The organism is Pseudomonas sp. LBUM1660, assembly GCF_059695935.1.
On the sequence record NZ_CP166795.1, the window covers coordinates 5,018,981 to 5,033,950 of the forward strand.

Below are 14,970 nucleotides of genomic sequence, written 5' to 3' on the forward strand. Positions count from 1 at the left end.
CAAAAACGAGGTTTTCAATGACAACTGCTTTACAACAACCGTCGCTCTCAAGCCAATGCATGGCCGAGTTTCTGGGCACTGCACTGCTTATCTTTTTCGGCACCGGTTGTGTTGCCGCGCTCAAGGTCGCGGGTGCCAGCTTTGGCCTTTGGGAAATCAGCATCATCTGGGGTATCGGCGTGAGCATGGCGATCTACCTGACCGCCGGCGTTTCCGGTGCTCATCTCAATCCTGCCGTGAGCATCGCACTGAGCATTTTCGCTGACTTCGAAAAGCGCAAACTGCCGCTCTATATCTTCTCTCAAGTGGCCGGCGCTTTCTGTGGCGCGTTTTTGGTCTACACGCTGTACAGCAATCTATTCTTCGATTTCGAACAAACTCACCATATGGTTCGTGGCACTCAGGCCAGCCTCGAATTGGCGTCGGTGTTCTCCACCTTCCCCAATCCGGCCCTGTCCACCGCCCAGGCTTTCCTGGTTGAAGTGATCATCACCGCCATCCTGATGGGCGTGATCATGTCCCTGACCGATGACAACAATGGTCTGCCGAAAGGGCCTCTGGCACCGCTGCTGATAGGCCTGCTGATCGCCGTGATTGGCAGCTCGATGGGCCCGCTGACCGGTTTCGCGATGAACCCGGCACGTGATTTCGGTCCGAAGCTGATGACTTTCTTCACTGGGTGGGGTGAAATTTCCTTCACCGGCGGCCGCGATATCCCGTATTTCCTGATTCCGATTTTTGCACCGATTGTCGGTGCCTGCCTCGGCGCTGCCGCGTATCGCGGGCTCATTGCCCGTCATCTGCCCAGCGCCATACCTGCTACAAAGGACGCAACACCGGCCATTGACGGCAAACCAAGAACTTCTTGATACCGTAGGCGCGTGATCCTGCCCATAAGATCGCGCGCCGGACCTCTCTCCCTTTTTTCGTCCAAGGCAATCGACATGACCGACATTCAGAATAAGAACTACATCATTGCCCTCGATCAGGGTACGACCAGCTCCCGCGCGATCATTTTCGACCGCGATGCGAACGTGGTCTGCACCGCCCAGCGCGAATTCGTCCAGCATTACCCGCAAGCCGGTTGGGTTGAACACGACCCGATGGAAATCTTCGCCACCCAAAGTGCCGTGATGGTCGAGGCCCTGGCTCAAGCCGGTCTGCATCACGACCAGGTCGCAGCCATCGGCATCACCAACCAGCGCGAAACCACCGTGGTCTGGGACAAGACCACCGGCCGCCCGATCTACAACGCGATCGTCTGGCAGTGCCGCCGCAGCACCGAGATCTGCCAGCAGCTCAAGCGCGATGGCCATGAGCAATACATCAGCGAGACCACCGGCCTGGTCACCGACCCGTATTTCTCCGGCACCAAACTCAAGTGGATCCTCGACAACGTCGAAGGCAGCCGCGAGCGTGCGCGCAACGGCGAGTTGCTGTTCGGCACGGTCGACAGCTGGCTGATCTGGAAATTCACCGGCGGCAAAGTCCATGTGACCGACTACACCAACGCCTCGCGCACCATGCTCTTCAACATCCACACCCTGGAGTGGGACGCGAAGATGCTGGAGGTGCTGGATATTCCGCGCGAGATGCTGCCGGAAGTTAAGTCCTCGTCGGAAATCTATGGCCACACCAAAAGCGGCATCGCTATCGGCGGTATCGCCGGCGACCAGCAAGCAGCCCTCTTCGGCCAGATGTGCGTCGAGCCAGGCCAGGCGAAAAACACCTACGGCACCGGTTGTTTCCTGCTGATGAACACGGGCGACAAAGCCGTGAAGTCTAAGCACGGCATGCTCACCACCATCGCTTGCGGCCCGCGCGGCGAAGTGGCTTACGCGCTCGAAGGCGCAGTGTTCAACGGTGGTTCCACCGTTCAATGGCTACGTGACGAACTGAAGATCATCAACGACGCCCACGACACCGAATACTTCGCCAACAAGGTCAAGGACAGCAACGGCGTGTACCTGGTGCCAGCCTTCACCGGTCTCGGCGCTCCCTACTGGGACCCGTATGCCCGTGGCGCCCTCTTCGGCCTGACCCGCGGCGTGCGCGTGGATCACATTATTCGTGCAGCCCTGGAGTCGATTGCCTACCAGACCCGCGACGTTCTGGACGCCATGCAACAGGATTCCGGCGAACGTTTGAAATCCCTGCGCGTGGACGGCGGCGCGGTCGCGAACAACTTCCTGATGCAGTTCCAGGCCGACATCCTCGGCACTCAGGTCGAGCGTCCGCAAATGCGCGAGACCACCGCACTGGGCGCCGCTTACCTGGCCGGCCTGGCGTGTGGTTTCTGGGGCAGCCTGGACGAGTTGCGCGGCAAGGCCGTAATCGAGCGCGAATTCGAACCGACCCTGGACGAAACCGCCAAGGAAAAACTCTACGCCGGCTGGAAAAAAGCCGTCAGCCGCACCCGCGACTGGGAACCACATGAAGGCGCTGAATAAGCCAACCTGAGTACTCGTATCGGTATGTAACTGGTAGGGAGCAGATTCCTGCGGCATCATGGGCAAATTTTGCACGGCAGCCAAAGGAAGCCCCATGAATCTGCCTCCCCGTCAGCAGCAAATCCTCGAACTTGTCCGCGAACGCGGCTATGTCAGCATCGAGGAAATGGCTACGCTGTTCGTCGTTACACCGCAGACCATCCGCCGCGATATCAATCAGCTCGCGGAAGCCAATTTGTTGCGTCGCTACCACGGCGGCGCCGCCTACGATTCCAGTGTCGAAAACACCGCCTACGCCATGCGCGCCGACCAGATGCGCGATGAGAAGCAGCGTATCGGCGAAGCCATTGCGGCTCAGATCCCTGATCACGCCTCGCTGTTCATCAATATCGGCACCACCACCGAATCGATTGCCCGGGCGTTGCTCAACCACAACCACCTGAAAATCATCACCAACAACCTGCACGTGGCCTCGATGCTCAGCGCCAAGGACGACTTCGACGTTCTGCTGACCGGTGGCAATGTGCGGCGCGATGGCGGCGTGGTCGGTCAGGCGAGTGTCGACTTCATCAACCAGTTCAAGGTCGACTTTGCCTTGGTCGGCATCAGCGGTATCGATGAAGACGGCAGCCTGCTGGACTTCGACTATCAGGAAGTGCGGGTGTCACAGGCGATCATTGCCAATGCCCGGAAAGTGATTCTGGCGGCTGACTCCAGCAAGTTCGGGCGCAACGCCATGATTCGCCTGGGTCCGATCAGTCTGATTGATTGCCTGGTGACCGATCAGCAGCCTTCGCCAGCGCTGGCGCAGTTGTTGAGTCAGCACAAGATTCGGCTGGAAGTCGTTTAACCCCCCCACATATTGGGTGCCTGTTCTGGCGCCTTCGCGGGCAAGCCTCGCTCCCACAGGTTATGTGCATACCCTGCGGGAGCGGCGGTGCGACGATTCGACTTGCTCGCGAATACGGTCGCCCATTCGGCACACCTTTCGCGCCTGATCGCGCACTTAAATGTTCGTAAATTTTCCTTTCCCAGCCCTTCGATCAGTATTTTCAATCGAAGTTGACTGGCTGTGGACGGCTTTATGGGCTACCATTTTCGCAAATGAACATTAATGTTCGAATTCCAATACAGAAAATCAAAAGAGCCCGAGGCCAGCCGATGCCCACTTCTACCTTGCCTACGCCCCCTCTCGCTGAGATCTACGACATCGCCGTCATCGGTGGTGGGATCAATGGCGTGGGGATCGCAGCGGATGCCGCCGGTCGCGGCCTTTCGGTGTTCCTTTGTGAAAAAGACGACTTGGCCAGCCATACCTCGTCGGCCAGCAGCAAGCTGATCCACGGTGGTCTGCGCTACCTCGAACATTACGAGTTCCGCCTGGTGCGAGAAGCCCTGGCCGAGCGCGAAGTGTTGTTGGCCAAGGCGCCGCACATCGTCAAGCAAATGCGCTTCGTGTTGCCGCACCGTCCGCACCTGCGTCCAGCCTGGATGATCCGCGCCGGCCTGTTTCTGTATGACCACCTTGGCAAGCGGGAAAAACTCGAAGGCTCGAAAAGCCTGAAGTTCGGTCCAGACAGCCCGCTGAAAAGCGAAATCACCAAAGGCTTCGAATACTCCGATTGCTGGGTCGACGATGCGCGTCTAGTGGTGCTGAACGCCATGGCTGCCCGCGAGAAAGGCGCCCACGTTCACACCCAGACCCGTTGTGTCAGCGCCCGTCGCACCAAAGGCTTGTGGCATCTGCACCTGGAACGCGCCGATGGCAGTCTGTTTTCGATCCGCGCCAAGGCCCTGGTGAATGCCGCCGGCCCATGGGTCGCCAAGTTCATTCGTGATGACCTGAAGATGGAATCGCCCTACGGCATCCGCCTGATTCAGGGCAGCCACCTGATCGTGCCGAAACTGTATGAAGGCGAACACGCGCACATTCTGCAAAACGAAGATCAGCGCATCGTCTTCACCATTCCGTACCTGAACCACTTCACCCTGATCGGCACCACCGACCGTGAGTACACCGGCGATCCGGCCAAAGTGGCGATCACCGAAGGCGAAACCGATTACCTGCTGAAAGTGGTCAACGCCCACTTCAAGAAGCAGATCAGCCGAGACGATATCCTGCACAGCTATTCCGGTGTTCGTCCGCTGTGCAACGACGAATCCGACAACCCGTCGGCCGTCACCCGCGATTACACCCTGGCGCTCTCGGGCACTGGTGAAGAAGCGCCGTTGCTGTCGGTGTTCGGCGGCAAGCTGACCACCTACCGCAAACTGGCCGAGTCGGCGCTGGCACAACTGGCGCCGTACTTTGCGCACATCAAGCCAAGCTGGACCGCCAGCGCCACCCTGCCGGGCGGCGAAGACATGACCACCCCGCAGGCGCTGAGCTCGCTGATTCGCGACAAGTTCGACTGGGTCCCGACTGAGATCTCACGCCGCTGGGCGACCACTTATGGCAGCCGCACCTGGCGCATGATGGAAGGCGTGCAGAACCTCAGCGACCTGGGCGAACACATCGGCGGCGGTCTCTACACCCGCGAAGTCGACTATCTGTGCAGCGATGAGTGGGCGACAACCGCGCACGACATTCTGTGGCGTCGCAGCAAGCTGGGCTTGTTCACCACGCCTGCCGAACAGCAGAAACTGGTGGATTACTTGAGCAAGGTCGAGCAGAGCCGCAGCAAGATCGAAGCGGCCTGATCGCAATCCGTCTAAACGAAAGCCGCTTGAACGAAAGCCCCTGAATTCGACGATTCAGGGGCTTTTTTGCAGGTGTTCATTGCGCCAGATGCAGCAACAGGAAATCAATGAATGCCCTCGATTTGTGGGGCAAATGCGGGCTGTTGGGAAACACCACGTTGACGGACTGCGAGGGCAGAGAATAGTCGGGAAACAGACGAATCAACCGCTCGTTGGCAATGTCGTCCTTGACCACCCAGGCGGGCAGCACCGAGACGCCCAGCGACGACAACGTCATGGAGCGAATGGCCGTGGAAGAGTTGGATTCAAACTGATTGATCCCGTTGATCTCGACAGTCCCCAGGTGCGGATGACGCAACGTCCACTGGGTCGGTGCCTGCAGGTTGCTGTTGGCGATCCACGGGACCGAGTTCAGGTCCTGAGGCGTTTGCACCGGGTGACGTGCAAAAAACGTCTGCGTAGCCACCAGGACAATTTCATAATCCGCCAGTTTACGGCTCTTGAAAGCCGAGTCCGCCAAGCTGCCCAGACGAATAACCAGGTCTAACTTTTCCGCCACCAGGTCATTGAGTGAAGAGTTGAAGTTATAGCAGAGCTTTATTTCCGGATAGCGCTCTATAAATTGCGGTATCAACGGAAGAATATAAGCCTCGCCGTATTCACTGGTGGAACTGAAACGCAACTTTCCGGTAACGCGATCATGACCTTTTAATACATTATCAAAAGCATTATCGATGTCCGCGACAATACCTTTGAACTCTTCATAAAAATCCAGACCTATTTCAGTGAGGGAGATATTTCGGGTATTTCGAATCAACAACGTCGCGGACAGCACGTCCTCCAGCGCCTTGACATGCAGGCTGGCCATGGCCTTGCTGATGCTCAGGTAATTGGCGGCCTTGGTGTAAGAACCAAAATCGACCACCGCCAGGAATGTCTGAACCCGATTAAGATGAGTGTGCATAGCAATAGAACTCACTGTTAAATCCCGTCAAACATTGTTTCAAGGATAGTCGTATCGACAGTTCAAGTCCAACGCCCCTATGCTTTGCGGCAAAGGGGAAATAACATGACCTATCGCTACAAAGTTGCACTGATATTTCTGATCGGCTTTTTTATAGACTGCATTAACATCTTTATGTCGGCGGTCGCACTACCGAGTATATCGGCGGCGCTGCATGTTAGTACTTCAGACGTTGCCTGGGTGGCTAACGCTTATATTCTGGGGCTGACACTGATCATTCCGGTCAGCACCTGGCTGGCCGGTCGTTTTGGCAGTCGGGAAATCCTCACCGCCTCGATGATCGTGTTCACAGCCTCGGTGTGGATGTGCGGGCTAGCCGACAGTTTCAACGAGCTGGTGATCTGGCGCTTCGTCCAGGGGATTGGCGGCGGCCTGTTGATTCCGGTCGGCCAGGCGCTGACATTCAACCTGTTCAACGGTGAGCAGCGGGCGAAAATATCCACGCTGGTCATGGCTGTTGCCCTGATAGCGCCCGCCATTTCACCGACCATCGGCGGCATCATCGTCGACAGCAGTTCCTGGCGCTGGGTGTTCTACAGCAACATCCCGTTCTCGCTGATCGCGGCATTGCTGTCCTGGTGCTGGATTAACGAAGCGCGGCCCATAAGTTTGCCCCGTCCCGACATCAAGGGCTTACTGCTGGTCAGCGCCGCACTCGGCAGCCTGCTGATGGGCATGTCGCTGTATGGCGGCGACGCTCCGGCCTGGGTGGCCACCCTCTTCGTCATGGCCGGCGTTACGTTTGTCGTGCTGTACGGGCTGCACTACCGCAGCTGCAAAAACCCGATCATTGAACTGAGCCTGCTCAAAAGCAAAAAGCTCAGCACCTCTATCTTTATCTATTACGCGATTCCCGGTGTGTTCACGGGGGTCAACCTGATGAGCATCTTCTTCCTGCAAAACACCTTGCACTTCAGCGCCCGACTGACAGGGATGTTCATGATCCTCTACGCCATCGGCGCATTCATCGCGATGCTGATCTGTGGCCGGGTCTACAACCGGATGGGCGCCAAGCGGCTGTTTGCCCTCGGCATGCTCTTGCACAGCGCCGGCATCGCCACCCTGTTAATGGTCAACGATCCCTCGGACCTCTGGGTGATCGTCATCGCCTACAGCTTGATGGGGATTGGCGGTGGCATCGGTGCCAACACCGCACAAACCACGTCGCTGATGGACTTCGAGGGCAATGACACCCACAAGGCCAGTGTCATCTGGAACATCAACCGACAGATGTCATTCAGCATCGGCGCCGCCCTCTTCCTGATGGTTTTCAACCTGCTCTTGAAGCATTTCGATACCACCCAGGCCTATCACGTGACCTTCGCCATCGCCGCGCTGGTGGGCCTGTTTCCTCTCTTTCAACTGAGTCAGTTGAACACTCAAAAGGACTGTCATGCACAACAAAATAGTTGAACAGGCGCACCACAGCATTCATCACGTGCACGAGTTGATCCACACCCTGTTCACCGACGCAAACGAACAGGGGCAGGCCGCGCTCGAGCCGCTGATGTCGGCATTCGCCGAGCACTTCACGATGGTCACCACCTCGGCCGCCATTGTCAGCAGGGCGATGGTCGAACAGATGTTCAAGGGTGCAGTCGGCGCCAAGCCCGGCCTGGAGATCGTCATCAGCGACCTGCAGACGGTCTGGCAGGAAGGCCACAGCGTGGCGATCCGCTACACGGAAACCCATCGCCTCGACCAAAGCGAGAGCTCACGGGTTTCGGTGGCGATCATTGGTTTGCATCACCACAACGCCCAATGGATCTACCTGCATGAAACGCAGTCAAGCCAGGAAAGCTGATTCTCGTATGAACAGCTGGCAGCCCCCCCCAAACACTATTCGGTTTTCCGAACGCGACCTGTCGGTCGATTCGGTTAACCGGATTATCCTTCGCAAAAAAAGAACGCTATAAATATTTAATACCCTTATAAATCAATAACTTGACCTTGCCAGCCTGGCCTGGCACGAGTCATGCTCTACACTCTTGGACGAATGCCCTTACGCCCCCTTCAGGAGCCGTCAGGCATTCGAAGCACAAAAGGGCCGATGAACTGGCTCCATAAAAAAAACAATGTCGAGGAAAATTTGATGCGCATCGTTCCCCATATCCTGGGCGCAGCCATTGCTGCCGCTCTGATTAGCACTCCAGTTTTCGCTGCCGAGCTCACCGGCACACTGAAGAAGATCAAAGAGTCCGGTGTGATCACCCTCGGGCATCGTGACGCTTCCATCCCGTTTTCCTATATCGCTGATGCTTCCGGCAAACCAGTCGGCTACTCCCACGATATCCAGCTGAAAATCGTCGAAGCCATCAAGAAAGACCTGGACATGCCCAACCTCCAGGTCAAATACAACCTGGTCACCTCGCAAACCCGTATCCCGCTGGTGCAGAACGGCACCGTGGACGTCGAGTGCGGCTCCACCACCAACAACGTCGAACGTCAGCAGCAAGTTGACTTTTCCGTCGGCATCTTCGAAATCGGCACCAAGCTGCTGGCCAAGAAAGATTCGCCTTACAAAGACTTTGCCGACCTCAAAGGCAAGAACGTCGTGACCACCGCCGGCACCACGTCCGAGCGCATCCTCAAGTCGATGAACGCCGACAAGCAAATGGGCATGAACGTCATCTCCGCCAAAGACCATGGTGAGTCCTTCCAGATGCTGGAATCGGGCCGTGCCGTTGCCTTCATGATGGACGACGCCTTGCTGGCCGGTGAAATGGCCAAGGCCAAGAAGCCAACCGATTGGTCCGTGACCGGTACTGCACAGTCCTACGAAATCTACGGTTGCATGGTCCGCAAGGGCGACGCACCGTTCAAGAAAGCCGTGGACGACGCGATCGTTGCGACCTACAAGTCCGGCGAGATCAACAAGATCTACGAAAAATGGTTCATGGCGCCAATCCCGCCAAAAGGCCTGAACCTGAACTTCCCGATGAGCGACGAGCTCAAGGCCCTGATTGCCAATCCGACCGATAAAGCGGCTGACGACAAGAAATCCTGATTTCTGACTAACCTTATCTCCTGAGAGGGCCACTGCCCTTTCGGGGGATAGTCACTCCCTGCTGGCATTTTTGGAAACACTCGAACCGGTGGCTGTCGAGCCGCTCGTGTGTGCCTGACCGTCAAGGTTAGGGCGGGAACGGAGCTTCCCCAGGCGGGCACTTGTACATCGAACGATCTGAGGGGAGACCCTAATGAATTACAACTGGGACTGGAGCGTGTTCTTCAAGTCCACCGGCGTGGGCAGCGAAATTTATTTCGACTGGTACCTCTCCGGTTTGGGCTGGACCATCGCCATCGCCGTCGTGGCCTGGATCATTGCCCTGATGCTGGGCTCGATTCTGGGTGTCATGCGCACCGTGCCGAATCGCATCGTATCGGGCATCGCGACCTGCTACGTCGAACTCTTCCGTAATGTGCCGCTGCTGGTTCAGCTGTTCATCTGGTACTTCCTGGTGCCCGATCTGCTGCCGCAAAACCTGCAGGACTGGTACAAGCAGGATCTGAACCCGACCACCTCGGCGTACCTGAGCGTTGTCGTTTGCCTGGGCCTGTTCACCGCCGCCCGCGTGTGCGAACAAGTGCGTACCGGCATCCAGGCGCTGCCTCGTGGCCAGGAAGCGGCCGCTCGCGCCATGGGTTTCAAACTGCCGCAGATCTACTGGAACGTGCTGTTGCCCCAGGCCTACCGGATCATCATTCCGCCGCTTACCTCGGAATTCCTGAACGTGTTCAAGAACTCGTCCGTGGCATCGCTGATCGGCCTGATGGAGTTGCTCGCGCAGACCAAACAGACCGCCGAGTTCTCCGCCAACCTGTTCGAAGCGTTCACCCTGGCCACCCTGATCTACTTCACCCTGAACATGAGCCTGATGCTGCTGATGCGTGGGGTCGAGAAGAAAGTCGCCGTACCGGGCCTGATCTCCGTAGGGGGTAAATGATGGAATTCGACTTCTCGGGCATCGTCCCGTCCCTGCCGGGCCTGTGGAACGGCATGGTCATGACCCTGCAACTGATGGCGCTGGGCGTCGTCGGCGGGATCATCCTCGGCACGATCCTGGCCCTGATGCGCCTGTCCCACAGCAAGCTGCTGTCGAACATCGCCGGCGCCTACGTCAACTACTTCCGTTCGATTCCATTGCTGCTGGTCATCACCTGGTTCTACCTGGCGGTGCCGTTCGTGCTGCGCTGGATCACCGGCGAAGACACCCCGATCGGCGCGTTCGCCTCCTGCATCGTGGCCTTCATGATGTTCGAAGCGGCGTACTTCTGCGAAATCGTCCGGGCCGGCGTGCAGTCGATTCCCAAGGGTCAGATGGGTGCTGCCCAGGCTTTGGGCATGACGTATAGCCAGATGATGCGTTTGATCATCCTGCCGCAAGCGTTCCGCAAGATGACCCCGCTGCTGCTGCAACAGAGCATCATCCTGTTCCAGGACACTTCGCTGGTCTACGCGGTCGGCCTGGTGGACTTCCTCAATGCCTCGCGTGCCAGTGGCGACATCATCGGTCGCTCCAATGAGTTCCTGATCTTTGCAGGTCTCACGTACTTCACAATCAGCTTTGCCGCCTCGCTGCTGGTCAAGCGTCTGCAAAAAAGGTTTGCCGTATGATCTCTATCAAGAATGTCAACAAGTGGTATGGCGACTTCCAGGTGCTGACTGACTGCAGCACCGAGGTCAAAAAAGGCGAAGTGATCGTGGTGTGCGGGCCGTCCGGCTCCGGCAAATCCACCCTGATCAAATGCGTCAACGCCCTGGAACCGTTCCAGAAAGGCGACGTGGTGGTCGATGGCACGTCCATCGCTGACCCGAAGACCGACCTGCCGAAACTGCGTTCGCGCGTGGGCATGGTGTTCCAGCATTTCGAACTGTTCCCGCACCTGACCATCACCGAAAACCTGACCATCGCGCAGATCAAGGTGTTGGGCCGCAGCAAGGAAGAAGCCACCAAGAAAGGCCTGCAACTGCTTGAACGTGTCGGCCTCTCGGCTCACGCCCACAAGCACCCGGGCCAGCTCTCCGGTGGCCAGCAACAGCGTGTGGCGATTGCCCGTGCGCTGGCGATGGACCCGATCGTCATGCTGTTCGACGAACCGACCTCGGCGCTGGACCCTGAAATGGTCAACGAAGTGCTCGACGTGATGGTGCAACTTGCCCACGAAGGCATGACCATGATGTGCGTGACCCACGAAATGGGCTTCGCCCGCAAAGTGGCGGATCGCGTGATCTTCATGGACCAGGGCAAAATCATCGAAGACTGCAAGAAAGAGGACTTCTTCGGCGACATCACCCACCGCGCCGAGCGTACACAGCACTTCCTTAACAAGATTCTGCAGCACTAAGACGGTACTGGCTTGCCCTTGTGGCGAGGGAGCTTGCTCCCGCTGGGCCGCGCAGCGGCCCCAAAACCTGCCAATGCATGATGTCTGACATACCGCATTGACCGGCTTTACGACTGCTTCGCAGCCGAGCGGGTGCAAGCTCCCTCGCCACAGGTTCCGCATTCGACTGGAAACCAGAGCAAGCCTGTTGCCACGCTGGTTGACCCAAGGCATCTGTGATGAAATGCGACCCCACTCTCTATCGCGCCGCGCCGCCATCACTCGCCGTGAAACCCCGTCTGATTCGCCATCTGTTCCTGCCACCCCTGGTCATCGCCCTGATGATCGGATTGGGTTACCTCGGCTTCTGGGTCAGTGAACACTACGGGATTCGCAGCCTCAGCGAGAACGGCCAGCGTCAGCTCGAACTGCACGCCCGCGCCGTCGAGAGCGAGATCAGCAAATACACCTACCTCCCCAGCCTGCTGGAACTTGAATCCAGTGTTTCAAAACTGCTGGCCAATCCGTCACCGGAACACCGGCAGACAGTCAATGATTACCTCGAAGGCCTGAACCGGCGCAGCCGCAGTCGGGCCATCTACGTGATGGACACCACCGGCCGCGTCATGGCCACCAGCAACTGGCGCGATGTCGACAGTTACCTGGGCGAAGACCTGTCCTTCCGCGCCTATTTCCAGAACGCCGTGCGCGGTCAGCCGGGGCGCTTCTACGGCATCGGCAGCACCAACGGCGAACCCGGTTACTACCTGGCCCACGGCCTCGAAGAGCACGGCAAGATCATCGGCGTCGCGGTGGTCAAGGTGCGCCTCGAAGCCATGGAAGAACGCTGGCAGCGTGCGCGCCTCGAAGCCTTTGTCAGCGACGAGAATGGCATCATCATTCTCTCCAGCGACCCGGCGCGACGGCTGAAATCGGTGGTTCCGTTGAGCGACGAAACCAAGGAAAAACTCGCCCGCAGCCTGCAGTACTACTGGTTCCCGCTGAACGAATTGCAGCCACTGGCCCGGGAGCAACTGGCCGAAGGCGAGGAAAAATTGACCTTCCCTGCCAACAGTGAAGTGGAGTCCGACGAAGAGGACATCAGCTACCTCTCGCAGACCCGCCCCTTGAGCGACACCCCATGGAATTTCACCCTGCTCACGCCGCTTCAGGATTTGCGCCGTGAAGCGATCAATCAGGGGATTCTGGTGGCGGTGGCGTTTGCCCTGGTGGCGTTCCTGCTGATTGCCTGGAACGAGCGGCGCAAGGTGATCGCCACCCGCCTCGCCGCCCGTGAAGCCCTGCAGGAAGCCAATAATCAACTGGAGCGTCGGATTACCGAACGCACCACGGATCTGCGCGCCAGCAACGAACGCCTGAAGGGCCAGATCCGCGAACGGCGCCAGGCCGAAGAGACACTGCGCCGCGCCCAGGATGAGCTGGTGCAGGCCGGCAAACTCGCCGCCATCGGCCAGATGTCGACCAGCATCGCCCACGAACTGAACCAGCCGCTGGCGGCGCTGCGCACCTTGTCCGGCAACACCGTGCGCTTTTTAGAGCGCGGTCAACTGGACGTGGCCAGCACCAACCTCAAGACCATCAACGAATTGATCGACCGCATGGGCCGAATCACCGCCAGCCTGCGCTCCTTCGCCCGTCGCGGTGACGACAAGGGCCAGGCCTGCCTGGGCAAAGCGGTAGACGCCGCGTTGCAATTGCTCGGCGGTCGCGTGGAAAGTGTCCATCTGCAACTGCATCGTGACTTCAAAGACGTGCAGGTGCAGATCGACCAGACCCGCCTCGAGCAGATTCTGGTCAACCTGATCGGCAATGCCCTCGACGCCATGCAGGCGCAACCGTTGCCCGAGTTGTGGCTGGAGGGCGAAGCATTCGATGGCAAATATCGCCTGCGCGTGCGCGACAACGGCCACGGTATCGATGCCGAAGCGCGCAAGCATTTGTTCGAACCGTTCTTCACCACCAAGCCCGGCGAACAAGGCCTGGGCCTGGGCCTGACCCTTTCCGCCAGCCTGGCCGCCGCCACCGGCGGGCACCTGGGTGTCGAACACCCGGCCAGCGGTGGCACCACCTTCGTCCTCAGTTTACCGTTGGTAAGCCCCATTCACGCCGAGCCAATATGAACAACGACCTTAGTGTGCTGATCGTCGAAGACGACCCCCATGTGCTGCTCGGCTGCCAACAAGCGCTGACCCTGGAAGACATTCCCTGCGTGGGCGTGGGCAGCGCCGAAGAAGCGCTGGAGCGGGTTGGCGACAACTTTGCCGGCATCGTCATCAGCGACATCCGCCTGCCGGGCATCGACGGCCTGGAACTGCTGACCCGGCTCAAGGCCCGCGATCGCAGCCTGCCGGTGGTGCTGATCACCGGTCACGGCGACATTTCCATGGCCGTCGGCGCCATGCAGAAAGGCGCTTACGACTTCATGGAGAAACCCTTCTCCCCGGAACGCCTCGTCGATGTCGCCCGCCGCGCGCTGGAACAACGCAGCCTGGCGCGGGAAGTGTCTTCGTTGCGTCGGCAACTGGCGGAGCGCGATTCCCTCGAAGGCCGGATCATTGGCCGCTCGCCGGCCATGCAGAACCTTCGCGAACTGATTGCCAACGTCGCCGATACGTCGGCCAACGTGCTGATCGAAGGCGAAACCGGCACCGGTAAGGAATTGGTTGCGCGCTGCCTGCACGATTTCAGTCGCCGCCACACCAAACAATTTGTCGCGCTGAACTGCGGCGGCCTGCCGGAGAACCTCTTCGAGAGTGAAATCTTCGGCCATGAAGCCAACGCCTTCACCGGCGCCGGCAAACGGCGGATCGGCAAAATCGAACACGCCGACGGCGGTACGCTGTTCCTCGATGAAGTGGAAAGCATGCCCCTGCCCTTGCAGATCAAACTGCTGCGGGTGTTGCAGGAACGCACCCTCGAACGCCTGGGTTCGAACCAGAGCGTGGCCGTGGATTGCCGGGTGATCGCAGCGACCAAGTCCGACCTCGACGAGTCGAGCAAGGCCGGCGAGTTTCGCAGCGACCTGTATTACCGCCTGAACGTGGTGACCCTGGAACTGCCGCCCCTTCGCGAACGTCGCGAAGACATCCTGCAACTGTTCGAACACTTCCTGCAGCAATCGTCCCTGCGCTTCGACCGCGCCGTGCCGGAGCTGGACAACCAGACCCTGTCGCACCTGATGAGCCACGACTGGCCGGGCAACGTGCGCGAACTGCGCAACGTCGCCGAGCGTTTTGCCCTTGGCCTGCCGGCCTTCAAGAAATCCGGCGCCAGCGGCAGCGCTCAGGGGCTGGCCTTCGCTGAAGCGGTGGAAGCGTTCGAACGCAACCTGCTCAGCGACGCCTTGCAACGCAGCGGCGGCAACCTGACCCAGGCCAGCCTGGAACTCGGGATGGCCAAGACCACGCTGTTCGACAAAGTGAAGAAGTACGGGCTGAGCCACTGATG

General features: G+C 58.8%; 13 protein-coding genes. 12 read left to right on the forward strand and 1 reads right to left on the reverse strand.

What is annotated here, in order from left to right; genetic code table 11:
- The first annotated feature begins 17 nt into the window (after positions 1–17).
- From ACA068_RS23325 to glpD, 4 genes are all read left to right on the forward strand, one after another.
- A complete protein-coding gene (locus ACA068_RS23325) occupies positions 18–869 on the forward strand; it encodes an MIP/aquaporin family protein (RefSeq protein WP_497305097.1) in 852 nt (283 codons plus the stop codon).
- A gap of 75 nt (positions 870–944) precedes the next feature.
- Entirely contained in the window at positions 945–2,450 is a 1,506-nt protein-coding gene (glpK, locus tag ACA068_RS23330) for a glycerol kinase GlpK (RefSeq protein ID WP_497305099.1), read from the forward strand.
- Positions 2,451–2,544: 94 nt separating this feature from the next.
- Positions 2,545–3,300, forward strand: coding sequence for a DeoR/GlpR family transcriptional regulator (locus ACA068_RS23335; protein ID WP_010457697.1), 756 nt, complete (start codon positions 2,545–2,547; stop codon positions 3,298–3,300).
- Positions 3,301–3,611: 311 nt separating this feature from the next.
- Positions 3,612–5,150: a glycerol-3-phosphate dehydrogenase gene (gene glpD, locus ACA068_RS23340; protein ID WP_497305101.1), complete on the forward strand. Its 1,539-nt coding sequence runs from the start codon at positions 3,612–3,614 to the stop codon at positions 5,148–5,150.
- A 76-nt stretch (positions 5,151–5,226) separates the two neighbouring features.
- On the opposite strand, the gene ACA068_RS23345 is transcribed toward glpD, so the two are convergent.
- Positions 5,227–6,114, reverse strand: coding sequence for a LysR family transcriptional regulator (locus ACA068_RS23345; RefSeq protein WP_497305102.1), 888 nt, complete (start codon positions 6,112–6,114; stop codon positions 5,227–5,229).
- 105 nt (positions 6,115–6,219) lie between these two features.
- Between ACA068_RS23345 and ACA068_RS23350 the strand changes: the two genes are divergently transcribed.
- The 8 genes from ACA068_RS23350 to aauR all read left to right on the forward strand — a co-directional run bounded on the left by ACA068_RS23350 (position 6,220) and on the right by aauR (position 14,968).
- Positions 6,220–7,587 (forward strand): MFS transporter, encoded by a 1,368-nt coding sequence (locus ACA068_RS23350; protein ID WP_497305104.1) that lies wholly within the window; start codon positions 6,220–6,222, stop codon positions 7,585–7,587.
- Positions 7,568–7,978: a DUF4440 domain-containing protein gene (locus ACA068_RS23355; RefSeq protein ID WP_497305105.1), complete on the forward strand. Its 411-nt coding sequence runs from the start codon at positions 7,568–7,570 to the stop codon at positions 7,976–7,978. Before ACA068_RS23350 ends, ACA068_RS23355 begins: the two co-directional genes overlap by 20 nt.
- A gap of 288 nt (positions 7,979–8,266) precedes the next feature.
- Positions 8,267–9,181: a glutamate/aspartate ABC transporter substrate-binding protein gene (locus ACA068_RS23360; protein ID WP_497305107.1), complete on the forward strand. Its 915-nt coding sequence runs from the start codon at positions 8,267–8,269 to the stop codon at positions 9,179–9,181.
- Between the two features lie 193 nt (positions 9,182–9,374).
- On the forward strand, positions 9,375–10,121 hold the full coding sequence (locus ACA068_RS23365) for an amino acid ABC transporter permease (protein WP_497305109.1): 747 nt from the start codon (positions 9,375–9,377) through the stop codon (positions 10,119–10,121).
- Positions 10,121–10,792 carry an amino acid ABC transporter permease gene (locus tag ACA068_RS23370; protein ID WP_497305110.1) on the forward strand — a complete coding sequence of 224 codons (672 nt, stop codon included), beginning with the start codon at positions 10,121–10,123 and terminating at the stop codon, positions 10,790–10,792. Before ACA068_RS23365 ends, ACA068_RS23370 begins: the two co-directional genes overlap by 1 nt.
- Positions 10,789–11,523 carry an amino acid ABC transporter ATP-binding protein gene (locus tag ACA068_RS23375; protein WP_219094577.1) on the forward strand — a complete coding sequence of 245 codons (735 nt, stop codon included), beginning with the start codon at positions 10,789–10,791 and terminating at the stop codon, positions 11,521–11,523. Before ACA068_RS23370 ends, ACA068_RS23375 begins: the two co-directional genes overlap by 4 nt.
- A 218-nt stretch (positions 11,524–11,741) precedes the next feature.
- Positions 11,742–13,643, forward strand: a complete 1,902-nt coding sequence (aauS, locus tag ACA068_RS23380) for a two-component sensor histidine kinase AauS (RefSeq protein ID WP_497305112.1) — start codon at positions 11,742–11,744, stop codon at positions 13,641–13,643.
- Positions 13,640–14,968 (forward strand): two-component response regulator AauR, encoded by a 1,329-nt coding sequence (aauR, locus tag ACA068_RS23385; protein WP_497305114.1) that lies wholly within the window; start codon positions 13,640–13,642, stop codon positions 14,966–14,968. The genes aauS and aauR overlap by 4 nt, the downstream gene beginning before the upstream one ends.
- The last annotated feature ends 2 nt before the right edge of the window (positions 14,969–14,970 follow it).